Genomic DNA, 15,428 nt, shown 5'->3' with positions numbered 1-15,428 from the left:
ATAGGCTACATCGCAATTAATTCCTTATACTATCTCATTGTCAAACATAATAAGTTATAGTACACTTTTAACATTACTAAAAATATTAAATGGAGTACTAGTCATGTCTATAAAACAATTATTACTTGTCGTTATCGTATTATTTATACTAATTAAACTTAATGCTTATTTTTATATGCTACCTAGTTTAATTGCAATATTATATTTTATTAAATTCAAACCACATAAATTTTATAGAAATTTATACATCATCATAACAATAATTTCTCTAATTTTCTTAAATAACAACAATACAAATTATTCATCTACAATCGTTTATGAACAAATCAAAACAACTAATCAGAATGATAAAGTGTTAAAAGAAGCTGGTGTCTTATCTTTCAAAAAAGAAAAACAACTCATATTAAATAATTTTGATAGCTTAAAACGTGCAACGGGTGCACATATTCAATTACAAAATAAAGATAAACCTACAAAAAAACGTAATGAAAAATTAAAATTTAACCCTGTAGGCTGGCATAATTATAAATTTTATTATGGTGATGGCAAAAATGAAGCTTGGTTAATGAATCGTGGTCATTTAATAAGTTATCAATTTAGTGGTTTAAATGATGAGGGGAAAAATTTAGTACCTATGACTGCTTGGCTAAATGCTGGTAATTTCATTGGCATGGATGATACTAATATTGATAGCATGTTGTTTTATGAAAATAAATTAGGACATTGGTTAACTAAATTTCCAGATTATTGGCTTGATTATAAAGTCACACCCCTTTATCAAAATAATGAACTTATACCTAGAAAAATAGAACTTAAATATGTCGGACTTGATAATAATGGAAAATTAATCCCTATTGATATTGGTGGACGTTCAACACAAGATAAATTTGGTATTAATACAGTCATTTTAGAAAATATGTCACCTAATGCCATTATAGATTACGCAGCAGGTACTGCTCAAAATACTGTAGCACAATTTGTACCACCCGTTCCTGTTGCACCTGCACCACCAGCTAATGTCATACCTGCTGACCAAGTACCACAAGAACAAATACCAGAAGATAGAATTGTTTATGTTGCAAATCACGGTAAATCTAAAGCATACTGGTATAGTACAAGTAATATGCCTTCAAATACTAATATGAGTAAGGTTATTGAAATGTCCGAATCAGAAGCATTATCATTAGGTAAACATCACTCTAAGAACGAATAAAATTAAATAAACTCGGAAAGCCGATGACTTTCCGAGTTTTTATCTATGACCACTACTTATATACGTAAATTATAACCTATTTTAGGACGATTCGCTTGATGCGTTATTATTTGTTCTCGTTCAATTTTTCGTAACTCTGATACTGTACATGTTGTCGATTCAAATAATATTTCTTGTTGAATTGCCCAACTATTATATTTTTTACGCCAATTATCACAATCTATTTGTAATTGTTGATTAGTCGAACTCCCTAAATATTGCCAAGGACATGGCGTTTTAGAAAAATCTATGCCTATGTATATTTTTCCATTTGGATAAGTAATTTTATAAACATACCAATTTGCATGCATAATATCTCTTCTTTCTTTGATACTAAGATCATTCTTTTATGAGAATACTAATTCATATTATAAAATGAATTGTTCATGTTCAGTAAAAAAAGAATGTGTTAACTCTCTCCATCTTGTTTTATGAAATTTAAATGCTAATAGTGGTGACAAACCATATTGACCTAATGAATAACCATCATTCACTTCAACAATTAACGTTTGATTTTGACTTGTTACACCGATATCTAAAGCATAGGCACTTGGTGAATTTTTCCACGCAGCAATAGCTTCATCAATTACACGAGCATCATATTGATAATGATAGTCACCTTTATATGGTCTAACATCTATAACTTGATTATTTAAAATAAAACAACGCCATTCAGCCATAAACTCTACCGCTTCTGAAATCCATATTGGATAATCACCATCCACTTTAATACCTATTAAATCATTCATATGATTAATAATTTTACCATTAAACATTTTTGATCCTGCTAACGGTTTAATAAATTTCCCTAAATTATCACTATTATTTAAAATATCACTAAACTTACCTTGTTTAAGTTTACGACCATAAAATTCTTTTAATGCTTCTGGATAATCATAAGTTGGAAATTCAATTTTTATAGCTTTTAATAATTGTCTGGTTTCAGCAATATAGTCACACACTATATCTTCTTGAGTTAAAATTGATAATTGTTTCCAATCTTGATAAGTAACAACTTCTTCACCCATCAAATAAGCACCGATATGAACACTGTATTTATTCATACTCACTTCAGATATAGGGCCAATATCTCTAATGTAAACAACCATTAATCTTCTCCTTAATATTAAATTATTAATTATAGCGTAATAAAAAATTCCTAAGTACTTACACTCAAAATTTTTTTATTATTTATACTATTTCTTTTCTATCAACGCCACGCATTCCACATGCACGGTTTGTGGAAACATATCTACTGGTTGAATATATTTTGTTTCATAACCTTTTGAGGCAAATAATTTCAAATCACGTGCTAATGTAGCTGGATTGCAACTGACATAAACAATACTTCTTGGCTTAACATTAACTGCTACTTCGATAAATGTACTATCTAAACCTTTACGTGGCGGATCTACAATAATCACATTGGGTTTAATACCTGCTTTAATCCATTGTGGCATTAATGTTTCTGCTTTACCTACTTCAAAAGTTAAATTAGTTAATTGATTTAACTTAGCATTGTCACGTGCCATTTGAATTGCAGATTCAACTACTTCTACCCCATAAACATGTTTAACTTGATTAGCTAAACAAATACCAATTGTACCGATACCACAGTAAGCATCAATTACAACATCTGTAGATTTTAATTGTGCGGCTTTAATAGCTTCTTGATATAGAACTTCTGTTTGTGCATGATTTACTTGATAAAATGATTGAGAACTAATGTTGAACGTATAGCCTAATAATTTATCTTTAATGCTATCTTTACCATAAAGTACTTTAGTTATTTCACCCATGATTACATTAGTGCGCTTAGTATTAATATTTTGAACAATACTGACAACATTTGGTATTTTTTGAATAATGCTGTCAACAATGATTTTCATAGCTGGTAATTTTTGTTGACGTGTTACTAACACAATTTGTAATTGTTGCATGGCAACACCTTTACGTACAACGATATGACGTAATTGCCCACTATGATGTGCTTCATTATAAGCTACAATATCATGTTGCTGTAAAATCTGACGTAATGTAATAATCGCCTGGTCAATTTCTGGGTCTTGGATGATAAAATCATCCATTGGAATTAATGTATGTGAATTTTTACGATAAAAACCTGTAATTAACTCACCATCTTGTTGACCTACTGGAATTTGTGCTTTATTTCGATAACCTATTTGTTGCGTAGCACCTAAGGTAGAATAAACTGGTACTTGTGGTAATTGTGCCACTTTATTCATCACATTTTGAACTTGTTGTTGTTTAAATACTAATTGTGTATCGTAAGTCATATGTTGTAAAGGCATTGTACCTACCCATGTGCCTTTTTCATCTTTAATAGCCACACGATTTGGTGAAGTGGTTAAATGTTCAACGATTCTACCATAACCAAAATTTTTACCTACTTTTATAATTTTAATAGTCGCTTGTTCTTGCGGTAACGCATTTTCTACAAATATAGGGAAATTATCAATTTTACATACACCTAATCCTTCATGTGTTAAATCGATAAATTCTACTGTATATTGCTCATTTTTTTTAATTGTCATATTGACCTCTCTCTATATTAAATATTGTAACCATGTTGACCATTCATATATTTCATACAACGCATTACTTACTAAACTCCCTACAGCAATACTAACAAATAATAACAATAATTGAATTTGTTGTAAGTGCCCTTTTTTAAATATCTGCTCAATACGTAGTGACTGTAAAGCACGATAAGTTAAAATAATACATACCATATGCATCAGAATGTGCATCATACCGGTCATTGCTTGGTGAATTGCCATAGCTTAACTCCTCTTAATTAAGTTATACTCAGTGTAACATAAATGAGATTAAATTCAACCACCACTATCCAATCATCTTTTTTATTGATATGATAATATTACATAATTTTAAGGAGAAGCATGATGAAAGCAATTGTATTCACAACATCTGGTGACTATTATCAATCACCTGTTTTTGGGTGTTGTTTTATTGAAGATGTACCCTATATTATCGTATTTAATCAAACTAAAACAAACTTAATTTTACAATCTATTTGGGTCTACCAACACCATCAAATAATTACCCTTATTAAATTTATCGACTATAATACTAAACATTGGATAGTGAATGAAGCACTTGACTATGCAACGATTGATTTTTTATATAACATCGACCTTATTACAGCCATCTCAAAAAATACTTTACCAAACTATTTATTAGAAAAATGTTTATCCGAACTTAAAAGTCATTTAGATTTTAATTTTACAATAACAACTCAAACTGATATTCATAATTTTTATACTATTACCAATCAATTAGAAGATGCTTATATTCATACTATTCATTATAAACAAGATCAAATTGCCATTGTTTTTGAAGGGCTCATGAGCTGTGCGATTGAAATCACTTTTATAGGTCAGCCAGAATTTCACGCTATTTTCAATCAACAAGAAGAATATTGGAATAGTTGTACATTACTTATAAAAAACAATTTCATTGCTCTAATTAAAGATAAAATAGATGCTTTTACTCATTTGAAAGATTATACTGTGTGGTTTAAAGGTACAGAAGTGCATTATCGTATTATTCCTAAACTAGCTACTTATCACCATGATATTATTTTAAATACAACACAAGGTAATATCATACTTTCACCTAAAAACAATCAAAAACAATTTTATTTTGTAGATGTTACATTTGACAATAATAGTCGACCTTACACGTATTTATGCTCTGATGAAAGTATCACAATAGGTGATTATGTTATCGTACCCGTCGGTGCAGATTCAGATAAGAAATGCGTTCATGTAAACGATGCTTATTATGCCACAGCAGAAACATTACATTATCCTATTAATAAAATAAAAATGGTCATTAATAAAGTAGAAAATCCCCCTCTCTTCTCTGATGAACACGAAGACTTAATGCTAGACAATAATGACTTTAATTTAATTCATCAAACGATTAACACCACTAAATACACTTATGATATGAATTTCGACTCAATTAGTCAGATGATTGATCAATATAGTACATCACATGATCACAAACTTTGTGTCATAGATGTTTATTTAGAATATTATCAAATTACACATACTTACTTATGTCCCAATAAAGCATTAAATCAAGAGGATTCTATTTTAGTAGCAGTTGGTCAAAACAATATTACCATGTACGCTAAAGTTCAACGTATTTATCATGTCTATCCTGAAGAAATAACTTCTCAAATTCAGCTATTAAATGTTGTAAAATTAAATAAGCGTCATTCTAGTATAAACTAGGACGACGCTTATCATACGTTTATTTATTCATCTCAAAATTTAATTTTATTTCAAAACCTTGCTGCCATTCTGTCACTACTGACACATCTATATGTAAATCTCGGCATAATTGTTGAACTAAAAATAAACCTAAACCTGTAGATGTTTTTCTTATATCCCCTGAGTCACCCGTGAAACCTTTATCGAAAATATGTGGTTGATCACATGCTTTAACCCCTTGACCATTATCTTGAAAATGAAGTGTTAAATATTGATGATTATCACTAGTAAAAATATTTAATCTCGGTTTCTTACGACTATATTTTATCGTATTACTTATAATTTGTCCTATAATGAAATATAAACTTCGACGATCTGTAAAAACTATACCTGAAACAGCTTCAGTTATTACATCAAAAGATTTTTCATTTAATAAAGGCGCATAGTCTTCTAAAACTTCTGAAACACATGATTTAATATCAATCTCTTCAAACAAATAATCTTTATTCACACTTTTAATACGATGATATACCATCATTTGAGAAATGTTTTTATGCATTTGATTTCTAATATAATCTAATTTATAAGATAAATTATGTGGTAATTGTGTTTGATAATTGTCTAATATTAAAGTGAGTAATGACAAAGGTAGTTTTATTTCATGTAACCATGTTTCAATATAATTTTCGTAATCAATACGACGATGATTCGCCGCTTCTATTTGATTTTGATAGTGATAAATTGTATTCGCTAAATCACTAATAAGTGGCTTAGCCATTTCATTACAATTAGCTATCAGTTCATTTTCTGTTTGTTTATTAGGATCTAATAAAAAAGTTTTTAATACTTGTGCTTTTTGTTGCTCTTTTCGAATTAAATAGTAACTAATACTCACAAACAAAATAATGGTCATTAATAAAACAAGAGGTATTAATGCTTTAAAAACCGCAATATCTGCCAACCATAATAATAATGCTGTAAATAATTCAATAGCAAAGATAATAAATAACCAAGGTAAATAAGATTTAAGATACTTTAATTTATTCATGGTGATTTTCCCTTATTAATTGATAACCTATACCTCTAATACTTTTAATTTGATAAGCCATTTTTAATTGTTGCATAATTTTTTTCAGTCGAGTCATATTGACTTGCAAAGCATTATTATCAATATATTCAGTTGTTCCCCATAACTGTTGTGCTAATGTTTCTTTTGATACAATAGTCTCTTGTGAAGTTAGTAATGCAACTAATAATTTCCCTTGATTATGTGGCAAAACAATTGAAGTATGATTAATATAGAGTGTAAATGTTTGACGATCTAATAAAAAATTTACACCTTCGATTAGATTCATTCTTCCTTGATATCTTTTAATAATATTTTCAATACGTATTAGTAAACGTTCCTTTCGAAATGGTTTAGTTAGATATTCATCCGCACCTAATTGTAAAGCATAAATTTCATCTTTTAATTGTTCTCTTGAAGTTAATACTAATATAGGCATATTTACATGTTGTTTAATATTTTGACAAATTTGAAATCCATTTTCATTAGGTAAATTTAAATCAAGTAATAATAAATCTGGTTGATAGTTTAATATTTGTTGAGTAGTATCAATAAAGTATGTAATAACATCAACTTGATAATTTGCCATTTCTAACATCGTTACCAGTTCATCCCTTATAAAAATATCATCTTCAACAATTAAAATACGCTTCATATGAATACCTCTCTTTTTATTCTTCTCGTTGTGGTTGCATTAATGTTCTTAAATAACGTTTACTTTGCAATCTAACAATTTGAATGTAGATTAGTTCAACAATTATAAGTATCCCAATGGCAACACCTATTGTAGATAATTGTAGCTTAACATCATCATAATACAAAGGCATAACTTGGAATAGCAATGATTTAATAACAAAAAAACTACTTACAATAGCGATAACAACAGGTAAACCAAAATACCAATTAATTTGTTTATTTGACGCCCGACATAATAATTTATACGTTGCACCTAGATGTAGTAATGTTTGATAGTGTTTTGACATTTTTCGTTGCCCTATTAAAAATTGCGCAGCAAAAATTGTATTTACAACAATTAATAAAATTAAAGATAAATAAATTGTTAAATAACTTACTAACACTACACTAAATATTTTAAATCCTATATTTTTCAAATAACTTTCATATTTCAAATTAGTTTGATCAATTTGTTTATTTATATGCGTAATAGTTGATATTAGCCCTTGTTCTTTCACTATATTGTCATTTAAAATACCGTGAACATAAACTCCGTAATCATTTTTATTAAGATATTTATCAAACACACTATCCGACACAATAAATGATGTAAATAAATTAATCGTACCTTCTATTGCCAGAGGTAAAGATTCTAACTGATCTGTTAATATTAATTTATCTTTACCGATTGTAATTGTAGGATGCAAAGCAAGCACATTATTTACTTTTTTTTGCTCTAATCTCACATTACTATATCTATATAATGCGGCTTGATTATCAGCTAATGTAATAGGTTTCAGGCCTGCTGCTATTCTCAATTTATTATATCCTGATAAACGAATAAAATAACAATTAGCATGATTAAAACTATCTAATAACATTTCTTTTTCTCTGCCTGGCTCTAATGTTTGTATTTTATCAATAATATTATTTAATGATATTTCATGTATTGCTTTAGAACTCCCTACTCTAACTTCAAATAATTTTGAAAATTGTTTATCTACACCTACTCTTTTTAATTTATTATTAACTTGATCTAATGATAAATTATTTTTTGGTGTTGATTGATCATAAATAAATGTATAATCAATCGTACGTGGTGTATTGTTAGTAACTACTGATAATGCTCTTTCTACACTTATTAAACAAACTGTAACAGATATTAATAATGAACAAATAGCTAAAACTGTAGAACGATTGATTATCATTTCTTGCAATTGTCTAAAATTATAAATATGTAATGGTTTATGAGGTTTTAATTTAATTATCATAGCGATAAACATACGTAGACCATAGAAAAATAAAATAGTACCTACAACACCTAATATCATCATAACAATTAATAGATGAACATCACCCCAAGTTTTAAGTGTTAAAGCATAATGATAAGCTTTAAATAGTAATAATGAACCCAATACTAAACTGATAAAATACACATATTTAGGATAATCTCTTTTAGCACCACTAGGTGTTTGATATAGCAATGTTCTAATTTCTTTACTCACTATTTTACTACTTAAAAAAATTAATGCAATCATCTTAACAATTAAAAATCCACCTATTGTTAAACCAATTGCTTTGAGTGAAATAACAAAACTATGGTTGATAATATCTAAGCCGACTAATTTTAATGTAATTAAACTAATCACTTCTGACAAAATAATTGCAATTGGAAGACCAATCATTAAAACAAACATACTACTAAGCAATTCTTCTAGTAACATTAATATAAATAATTTACTACGTTTCATACCCAAAGTTAAATAAACACCAAATTCATGTTTTCTACTGTCGAATTGCATCGATATAGCAAAATAAACTAAAAAGAATAAAATTGCCAATGTGACACTATATAGAACTGGAATCATGTTTAAAACTTTGTTAACCGCATTGCTTTCCATTGTTTTCAAGAAAACAATAATATCTTGATGTTCTAATGCTAAAACATTATAAAATACTACAATCGCAATAATCATCGAACTAAAGTATAGTAAATTAGCTTTTCTATTTTGCCGACTATTTCTTAACACTAATTTAAACAACATTTACCTCACCCCCTGATAAAGTAGACATCACTTTTAAAATTCTATGATAAAAGTCTTGTTGTGATTCTCTTGGTCGATCTCTTCTCATTTCATGAAATAATTGACCATCTTGTATAAATAATATTCTGTGACAAAAACTTGCTGCCATAACATCATGTGTCGCCATTAAAATTGTCGACTGTTCTGATTCATTCATCAATGCTAATTTTCTCATTAATAATTTAGCATTTTTCGAATCTAATGCACCCGTTGGTTCATCAGCAAAAATAATTTTAGGATTTAAAATTAAAGCTCTCGCAGCTGCTACTCTTTGCTTTTGGCCCCCAGATAACTGATTTGTAAATTTATTTAAAATATCTTCAATTTCTAAATACTGACTAAGTAATTTCAAACGTGTTTTTTCTTCTTCACCAGATATACCATGTAATGAAACTGGTAATAACATATTTTCTTCTGCTGTTAAATTATCTAATAGCTCAAAATTTTGAAATAAATAACCTATTTCTTTTCCACGATAATATGCTAACGCTTTACTGTTCATCTTATTCAAAATTTGATTATTAATTTCTATACATCCTGCAGTTGGTTTAATAATCGTAGCTAAACAATTTAGGAGCGTTGTTTTTCCTGAACCACTACTACCCATGATTCCTAAAAATTCTCCCTCCATCACTTTAAAAGATATACTATCTAATGCTTTCGTAATATTAGATCCTTTGCCATAATATTTTTTCAACGTCTCTACTTGTAAAATTGTTTTCATTTATTTAGCCCCCTTATACTTGTTACTATTATTCTATAATGAATACGCATAAAATAACACTTACACATTATGTAAGGTTTAAATAAAAAAACCAATAATTTTCATAATGAAAATTATTGGTTGAATAACTAATTAGTTATTTTATCACAACGGCTGTTCCTGAACATGTAACCATTAACATCGTACCGGCTTCACCAAATGCTGCATAATCAAATGTCACACCAATTACAGCATTGGCACCTAATTGTTTAGCATTATCTTCTAATTCTTTTAAGGCAGATTTACGGGCAGCTAATAATTCATTTTCATAACCTTTACTGCGACCACCGAAAACATTTCTAATGCTTGCACCGATATCTTTTAAAAAATTAATACCCGAAAATACTTCTCCAAAAACAATGCTCTTATATTCTATAATATCGTGACCTTCAATTCGATCTGTTGATGTAATAATCATATTTCTCTCTCCTTATTCATAACGTAATGCTTCAATAGGGTTTAATTTACTTGCTTTACTTGCAGGTAAAATACCGAAAATAATACCAATAAGTGCTGAAAAAACAATGCTACCTATCATTACTGGTATAGAAATGACTGGCTTAATAAATTCTGAAAAAGCTATACCGATAATAGATGAAACACCAAAAGCAAGTAAAATACCGATAATCCCACCGATAATTGTTAATACAACCGCTTCTATTAAAAATTGTATCATAATTTTAGCACGTGTCGCACCTAAAGCTTTTCTCAAACCAATTTCACGTGTACGTTCCGTAACAGATACTAACATAATATTCATTACACCTATACCGCCTACTAGTAAAGAAATACTCGCAATGGCACCAACAACTGTCGTTACGACAGATAATTGACTATTAAATTCATCTTCTATAACAGATAAATCAAGAATATCATATTTCCCTTCTTTTAAACCTGCTACTGATGTTAATTTTTTAGCAGCTAATTTACCAATTTCATTAGCACGACCTACATCATCAACATGTACATAAATATTATTAATTTCAGCAGTATTAAACTCAGCGGCTACTTGTGTATTCGTCATTAATGCACTACCATCTAAATTACCATACGACATGTTACTATCTTCTTCGTAGACCCCTATTACACGATAAGCATGATCATTAATAGTAACAATTTTGTTTAATGCTTCATCTTCGTTACTAAATAAATTTTTAGCTAATGTTTTATCGACAATCATAATACGTGCAAAATGACTGAAATCACTTTCGGTATAACCACGTCCTTTAATTATTTTTATTTTCTTGACTTTAAAATAATTATTATCAATTCCTGTAATGGTTACATTATTAACTTTTTTCTTATTGTATTCCATCATACCACTGGCACTATTAGTACCGTAAGCCATATCTACACCTTGTACTGTTGTTAATTTATCCAACCACGTGTCTTGTACACTAGGCTGCTCAGGTATACCAGAATTAAAGAAATCCTTCGTATTTTGATCATCTCCCATAAAGATTAATTGCACATTATCTTTATCTTTAGATAATGTTTCAGCAATATTTTGTTTCAATCCTGTTCCAAGTGACATAATAACAATCACCGCACCTACACCTATAATAATACCTAACATGGTTAAGAACGAACGCATTTTATGTTGCATGATTGAACTAAGGGCAAACTTCCAATTTTCCATTTAAATGTCCCCCTTCGCACTATCTTCAGTGATGACACCATCTCTCAACACAATTGTTCTTTTCGCATAAGCTGCAATTTCTGGTTCGTGTGTAACCATAATAATCGTCTTACCTTCTCGATTTAAATCTGTTAGTAAATCCATAATTTGTTGACCTGTCTTAGTATCTAATGCACCTGTCGGTTCATCAGCTAAAATAATTGCTGGACTATTTACTAAAGCACGTGCAATCGCAACACGTTGCTTTTGTCCCCCTGACAATTCTGAAGGTAAGTGTTTCATACGATCTGCTAATTCTACTTTAGTTAAATATTGTTCAGCTAGTTTTTTACGTTTTGTCGTACTCATCCCTGCATAAATTAAAGGTAATTCGACATTTTGTAAAGCTGATAATTTTGATAATAAAAAGAATTGTTGAAAGACAAAACCAATCTCCTTATTTCTAACTTGTGCGAGTTGTTGCTCACTCAATTTAGATACTAATTGAGTGTTTAGCATATACGTCCCACTTGTTGGACGATCCAACAAACCAATCATATTCATTAAAGTTGATTTACCCGATCCTGATGGACCCATAATTGCTAAAAACTCGCCCTCTTCAACTTCTAAATCAATATCTTTTAAAACCCGTAAAACTTGATCACCATTACGGTAGCTTTTATTTATTTGATGTAACTTCATTAATACTGTCATTAATATTCACTTCCATTCCATCTTTCAAAGTTTCTGTTGGATTTGAAATTACGCTTTGATCTTTTGTTAATCCTTTAGTGATTTCTTGGTTAATGGCATCAGCATTACCTAATGACACCTCAACACGTTTAACCTTTTTAGTTTTATTGTCATAAATCCAAACATAATTTTTACCATCTTTTGAGACAACTGCTGTGACTGGTACTAATGTTTTATCTGCTTTATCTGTTACTTCAACTGTCACTGTAAAACCTTGTTTTAATTGCCCTAAATCACCCGTAATGGCTACTTTATACGGATATTTTGCTGCATTTGTTGTGCCCGCTTGTGCTTGTGCTTCTTTTGGATAATTAGAAATATAGCTAATTTTACCTGTCCATTTTTTATTTGGATACACTTTTGTTGTGATATTAACAGGTTGATCAACTTTTAAATTAGCTAAATCGTATTCTGATAATGAACCTTCTACTTGTAATTGACCTTCACTCACCACATGTACAATTGTTTGACTGCCTGTTGTACTTGGTGCTGTTGAAATATCTTTATTAACTTCTACGACTGTTCCATTTACTTTACTTACAACTGTTGCTTCATTTAATGCACGTGCTGCTTGATCTACTGCTGATTGTGCATCTGCATAAGCATCATTTAAATCACTTGCGCGATTTTCTAATGAAGGTGTTGCTGTAGTTGATGTTGTTGGCGTTGTTGGCGTTGTTGATGCAGCTGATGTATCTAACATACCTTCTTCATCTGTTGTTTCTGTTGGTGTTGGCGTCACTGTTGATTGCGTATAATAATTTTTATTAAATTCATTGATTTCTCTTTGAATTTTGCTTAATGCACGCTCTGCTTTATCATAATTATCTTGTAAATTTTGAGCATTATATTGAACTAAAACTTGTCCAACTGTCACTTCATCACCTGCTTGTACTTCTACTGATTCAACTGTACCTTTACCTGCTTCATAATAAACATATTGTTCATTGTTCGCTGTAATTATACCTGAAAGTAATGTCGATGAAGCTAATGAACCTTGATGTACTTTCGCTGTTTCAAAATTACCATTACTACCTGCTTTTTCTGTACTATCTTCATTTGCAAATATTGCATAAAATATTCCTGCAACAGCTAGTATTAAAACACCAATAATGCTGAATATAATCATTTTTGTACGCTTATTTTTTATCATATCGAATTTCCCCTTTGTACTATTTATATAATACAAAGATACGATACTTTCTACAATTTGTCAATTAAATATATTTTTTTTATATTTTTTTAAAATAATCATTCCTTTTATAACGAATTTATAATATATTTGACATATGGAGGTAGATAAATCAATGAGAAAAAATAGTTACACAAATCAAATTATTCGTTATTCATTAAGAAAATTAGCAATTGGTACTGTACCAATGATGATCGGTATGTCTCTTTTTATAACACATCCTCAGCAAGTTGCATTAGCAACTGAAGATGTAACAACTTGTACTAATCAAGTTGATTATCAATATATTACCACTGAAGAATTAACAGAAGATGAAAAAAAATTAATTCAGTCAGGTATTCCAAAATCCACAAATCAAGATACAACATATTTTTTAATTTATAAAAAGATAGAGTCTTTACCACAAACTGGTGAAAGTAATTGGCCTTTATTAGAAATTGGTGGTGGTACCTTATTTATTATTTTATTATTATCAAGAAAAAATAAAAAACAAGTTGCTTCTATTTTATTAATCACTGCATTAGGACAAAATATCTTATTACCACTTTCAGCAGCATCAGCAGCAGAAAGCAATATATTAAAAGCGCATAATATTCATTTTGAATTGACTGATGAAATGACTTTACCAGATGCCAACATTATTATTAATGGCTATAAATACGTAGGTTATATCACTAATGAACACGGTAAATCTTGTATAACTACAGGACAGCCAACAATAAATAGCATTAAACAAGATATCTCATCAGAATCATCAACATCAAATAACAATCAACCAAACATTATACTAGAACAAAATGAAGATACTTTTGAAACAGCTATTCCCCAAGAGAATATTCCTGAGATACAACCATTGCCTGAAGCTAAATTAACTTATACACAACGTCAAGAGCAACAGGTCATTGCTTTTGAAGTGCAAGAAGTTCAAGATGATACTTTAGATAAAGGTCAACATAAAACTATTCAAAAAGGCGTTAATGGTGCCACAATTACAATTTTTGAAGATACTTTAGTAGATGGTAAAGTTATTAACACTGTTGTCAAAAATACAGAAACAACACCTGCTACACCTCAGATTGTGCATGTAGGGACTTTAGAAACGATTATCCCTCAAGATAATATTCCTGAGGCACAACCATTACCTGAAGCTAAATTAACTTATACACAGCGTCAAGAACAACAATCTATTGCTTTTGAAGTGCAAGAAGTTCAAGACAATACTTTATTAATCGGTACACGTCAAATCGTTCAACAAGGCGTTAATGGTGCAACAACTACAACTTTTGAAGATACTTTAGTAGACGGTAAAGTTATTAACACTGTTGTCAAAAATACAGAAACAACACCTGCTACACCTCAGATTGTACATGTAGGGAATTTAGAAACTGCTATCCCTCAAGATAATATTCCTGAGGCACAACCATTACCTGAGGCTAAATTAACTTATACACAACGTCAAGAACAAAAAGTTATTACTTTTGAAGTGCAAGAAGTTCAAGATGATACTTTGGATAAGGGGCAACGTCAAATCGTTCAACAAGGTATTAATGGTGCTACAATTACCACTTTTGAAGATACTTTAGTAGATGGTCAAGTGATTAATACTGTTATTAAAAATACTGAAACGACGCCTGCCACACCTCAGATTGTACATGTGGGTACTTTAGAAACTGCTATCCCTCAAGACAATATTCCTGAGGCACAGCCATTACCTGAAGCTAAATTAACTTATACACAGCGTCAAGAACAACAATCTATTGCTT

General features: G+C 29.7%; 15 protein-coding genes. 3 read left to right on the top strand and 12 right to left on the bottom strand.

What is annotated here, in order from left to right; translation table 11 throughout:
• Window positions 1-103: 103 nt before the first annotated feature.
• Window positions 104-1,213 carry a DNA/RNA non-specific endonuclease gene (locus AC5EAH_RS05940; protein WP_493493853.1) on the top strand — a complete coding sequence of 370 codons (1,110 nt, stop codon included), beginning with the start codon at window positions 104-106 and terminating at the stop codon, window positions 1,211-1,213.
• Window positions 1,214-1,269: 56 nt separating this feature from the next.
• Here the strand turns inward: AC5EAH_RS05940 and AC5EAH_RS05935 are convergent, their stop codons facing one another.
• From AC5EAH_RS05935 to AC5EAH_RS05920, 4 genes are all read right to left on the bottom strand, one after another.
• Complete coding sequence (locus AC5EAH_RS05935; RefSeq protein ID WP_493493852.1) at window positions 1,270-1,563, bottom strand: GIY-YIG nuclease family protein; 294 nt, start codon at window positions 1,561-1,563, stop codon at window positions 1,270-1,272.
• A gap of 57 nt (window positions 1,564-1,620) precedes the next feature.
• Window positions 1,621-2,361, bottom strand: a complete 741-nt coding sequence (locus AC5EAH_RS05930) for an ATP-grasp domain-containing protein (RefSeq protein ID WP_493493851.1) — start codon at window positions 2,359-2,361, stop codon at window positions 1,621-1,623.
• Window positions 2,362-2,448: 87 nt separating this feature from the next.
• A complete protein-coding gene (gene rlmD, locus AC5EAH_RS05925) occupies window positions 2,449-3,807 on the bottom strand; it encodes a 23S rRNA (uracil(1939)-C(5))-methyltransferase RlmD (protein ID WP_493493850.1) in 1,359 nt (452 codons plus the stop codon).
• Window positions 3,808-3,819: 12 nt separating this feature from the next.
• A complete protein-coding gene (locus AC5EAH_RS05920) occupies window positions 3,820-4,053 on the bottom strand; it encodes a DUF1146 family protein (protein ID WP_493493849.1) in 234 nt (77 codons plus the stop codon).
• Between the two features lie 123 nt (window positions 4,054-4,176).
• On the opposite strand from AC5EAH_RS05920, the gene AC5EAH_RS05915 reads away from it, so the two are divergent.
• Window positions 4,177-5,535 carry a hypothetical protein gene (locus tag AC5EAH_RS05915; RefSeq protein ID WP_493493848.1) on the top strand — a complete coding sequence of 453 codons (1,359 nt, stop codon included), beginning with the start codon at window positions 4,177-4,179 and terminating at the stop codon, window positions 5,533-5,535.
• Between the two features lie 19 nt (window positions 5,536-5,554).
• On the opposite strand, the gene AC5EAH_RS05910 is transcribed toward AC5EAH_RS05915, so the two are convergent.
• The 8 genes from AC5EAH_RS05910 to AC5EAH_RS05875 form a co-directional block, all read right to left on the bottom strand.
• Entirely contained in the window at window positions 5,555-6,562 is a 1,008-nt protein-coding gene (locus tag AC5EAH_RS05910; RefSeq protein ID WP_493493847.1) for an ATP-binding protein, read from the bottom strand.
• The gene (locus AC5EAH_RS05905) at window positions 6,555-7,235 is read right to left on the bottom strand and encodes a response regulator transcription factor (protein ID WP_493493846.1); all 681 of its coding nucleotides are present in this window, start codon (window positions 7,233-7,235) and stop codon (window positions 6,555-6,557) included. The genes AC5EAH_RS05910 and AC5EAH_RS05905 overlap by 8 nt, the downstream gene beginning before the upstream one ends.
• A 16-nt stretch (window positions 7,236-7,251) precedes the next feature.
• A complete protein-coding gene (locus AC5EAH_RS05900) occupies window positions 7,252-9,300 on the bottom strand; it encodes an FtsX-like permease family protein (protein ID WP_493493845.1) in 2,049 nt (682 codons plus the stop codon).
• The gene (locus AC5EAH_RS05895; protein ID WP_493493844.1) at window positions 9,290-10,063 is read right to left on the bottom strand and encodes an ABC transporter ATP-binding protein; all 774 of its coding nucleotides are present in this window, start codon (window positions 10,061-10,063) and stop codon (window positions 9,290-9,292) included. Before AC5EAH_RS05895 ends, AC5EAH_RS05900 begins: the two co-directional genes overlap by 11 nt.
• A gap of 136 nt (window positions 10,064-10,199) precedes the next feature.
• Window positions 10,200-10,520 (bottom strand): heavy metal-binding domain-containing protein, encoded by a 321-nt coding sequence (locus tag AC5EAH_RS05890; protein WP_493493843.1) that lies wholly within the window; start codon window positions 10,518-10,520, stop codon window positions 10,200-10,202.
• Between the two features lie 12 nt (window positions 10,521-10,532).
• On the bottom strand, window positions 10,533-11,741 hold the full coding sequence (locus AC5EAH_RS05885) for an ABC transporter permease (protein WP_493493842.1): 1,209 nt from the start codon (window positions 11,739-11,741) through the stop codon (window positions 10,533-10,535).
• The gene (locus AC5EAH_RS05880) at window positions 11,742-12,434 is read right to left on the bottom strand and encodes an ABC transporter ATP-binding protein (protein WP_493493841.1); all 693 of its coding nucleotides are present in this window, start codon (window positions 12,432-12,434) and stop codon (window positions 11,742-11,744) included. It abuts the gene before it with no gap.
• On the bottom strand, window positions 12,400-13,626 hold the full coding sequence (locus AC5EAH_RS05875) for an efflux RND transporter periplasmic adaptor subunit (RefSeq protein ID WP_493493840.1): 1,227 nt from the start codon (window positions 13,624-13,626) through the stop codon (window positions 12,400-12,402). Before AC5EAH_RS05875 ends, AC5EAH_RS05880 begins: the two co-directional genes overlap by 35 nt.
• A gap of 154 nt (window positions 13,627-13,780) precedes the next feature.
• Between AC5EAH_RS05875 and AC5EAH_RS05870 the strand changes: the two genes are divergently transcribed.
• A partial coding sequence (locus AC5EAH_RS05870; protein ID WP_493493839.1) for a G5 domain-containing protein occupies window positions 13,781-15,428 on the top strand: 1,648 nt, incomplete at its 3' end.

The organism is Staphylococcus sp. B1(2026), assembly GCF_058895785.1.
The sequence above is the reverse complement of the archived record's forward strand: the minus strand, read 5'-3'. Positions and strand labels throughout refer to the sequence as shown.

What these genes read in the sequence shown, in the direction of transcription:
- AC5EAH_RS05940 (WP_493493853.1), top strand. Translation starts at nt 104, where the DNA reads ATGTCTATAAAACAATTATTACTTGTCGTTATCGTATTATTTATACTA.
- AC5EAH_RS05935 (WP_493493852.1), bottom strand. Translation starts at nt 1,563, where the DNA reads ATGCATGCAAATTGGTATGTTTATAAAATTACTTATCCAAATGGAAAA.
- AC5EAH_RS05930 (WP_493493851.1), bottom strand. Translation starts at nt 2,361, where the DNA reads ATGGTTGTTTACATTAGAGATATTGGCCCTATATCTGAAGTGAGTATG.
- rlmD (WP_493493850.1), bottom strand. Translation starts at nt 3,807, where the DNA reads ATGACAATTAAAAAAAATGAGCAATATACAGTAGAATTTATCGATTTA.
- AC5EAH_RS05920 (WP_493493849.1), bottom strand. Translation starts at nt 4,053, where the DNA reads ATGGCAATTCACCAAGCAATGACCGGTATGATGCACATTCTGATGCAT.
- AC5EAH_RS05915 (WP_493493848.1), top strand. Translation starts at nt 4,177, where the DNA reads ATGAAAGCAATTGTATTCACAACATCTGGTGACTATTATCAATCACCT.
- AC5EAH_RS05910 (WP_493493847.1), bottom strand. Translation starts at nt 6,562, where the DNA reads ATGAATAAATTAAAGTATCTTAAATCTTATTTACCTTGGTTATTTATT.
- AC5EAH_RS05905 (WP_493493846.1), bottom strand. Translation starts at nt 7,235, where the DNA reads ATGAAGCGTATTTTAATTGTTGAAGATGATATTTTTATAAGGGATGAA.
- AC5EAH_RS05900 (WP_493493845.1), bottom strand. Translation starts at nt 9,300, where the DNA reads ATGTTGTTTAAATTAGTGTTAAGAAATAGTCGGCAAAATAGAAAAGCT.
- AC5EAH_RS05895 (WP_493493844.1), bottom strand. Translation starts at nt 10,063, where the DNA reads ATGAAAACAATTTTACAAGTAGAGACGTTGAAAAAATATTATGGCAAA.
- AC5EAH_RS05890 (WP_493493843.1), bottom strand. Translation starts at nt 10,520, where the DNA reads ATGATTATTACATCAACAGATCGAATTGAAGGTCACGATATTATAGAA.
- AC5EAH_RS05885 (WP_493493842.1), bottom strand. Translation starts at nt 11,741, where the DNA reads ATGGAAAATTGGAAGTTTGCCCTTAGTTCAATCATGCAACATAAAATG.
- AC5EAH_RS05880 (WP_493493841.1), bottom strand. Translation starts at nt 12,434, where the DNA reads ATGACAGTATTAATGAAGTTACATCAAATAAATAAAAGCTACCGTAAT.
- AC5EAH_RS05875 (WP_493493840.1), bottom strand. Translation starts at nt 13,626, where the DNA reads ATGATAAAAAATAAGCGTACAAAAATGATTATATTCAGCATTATTGGT.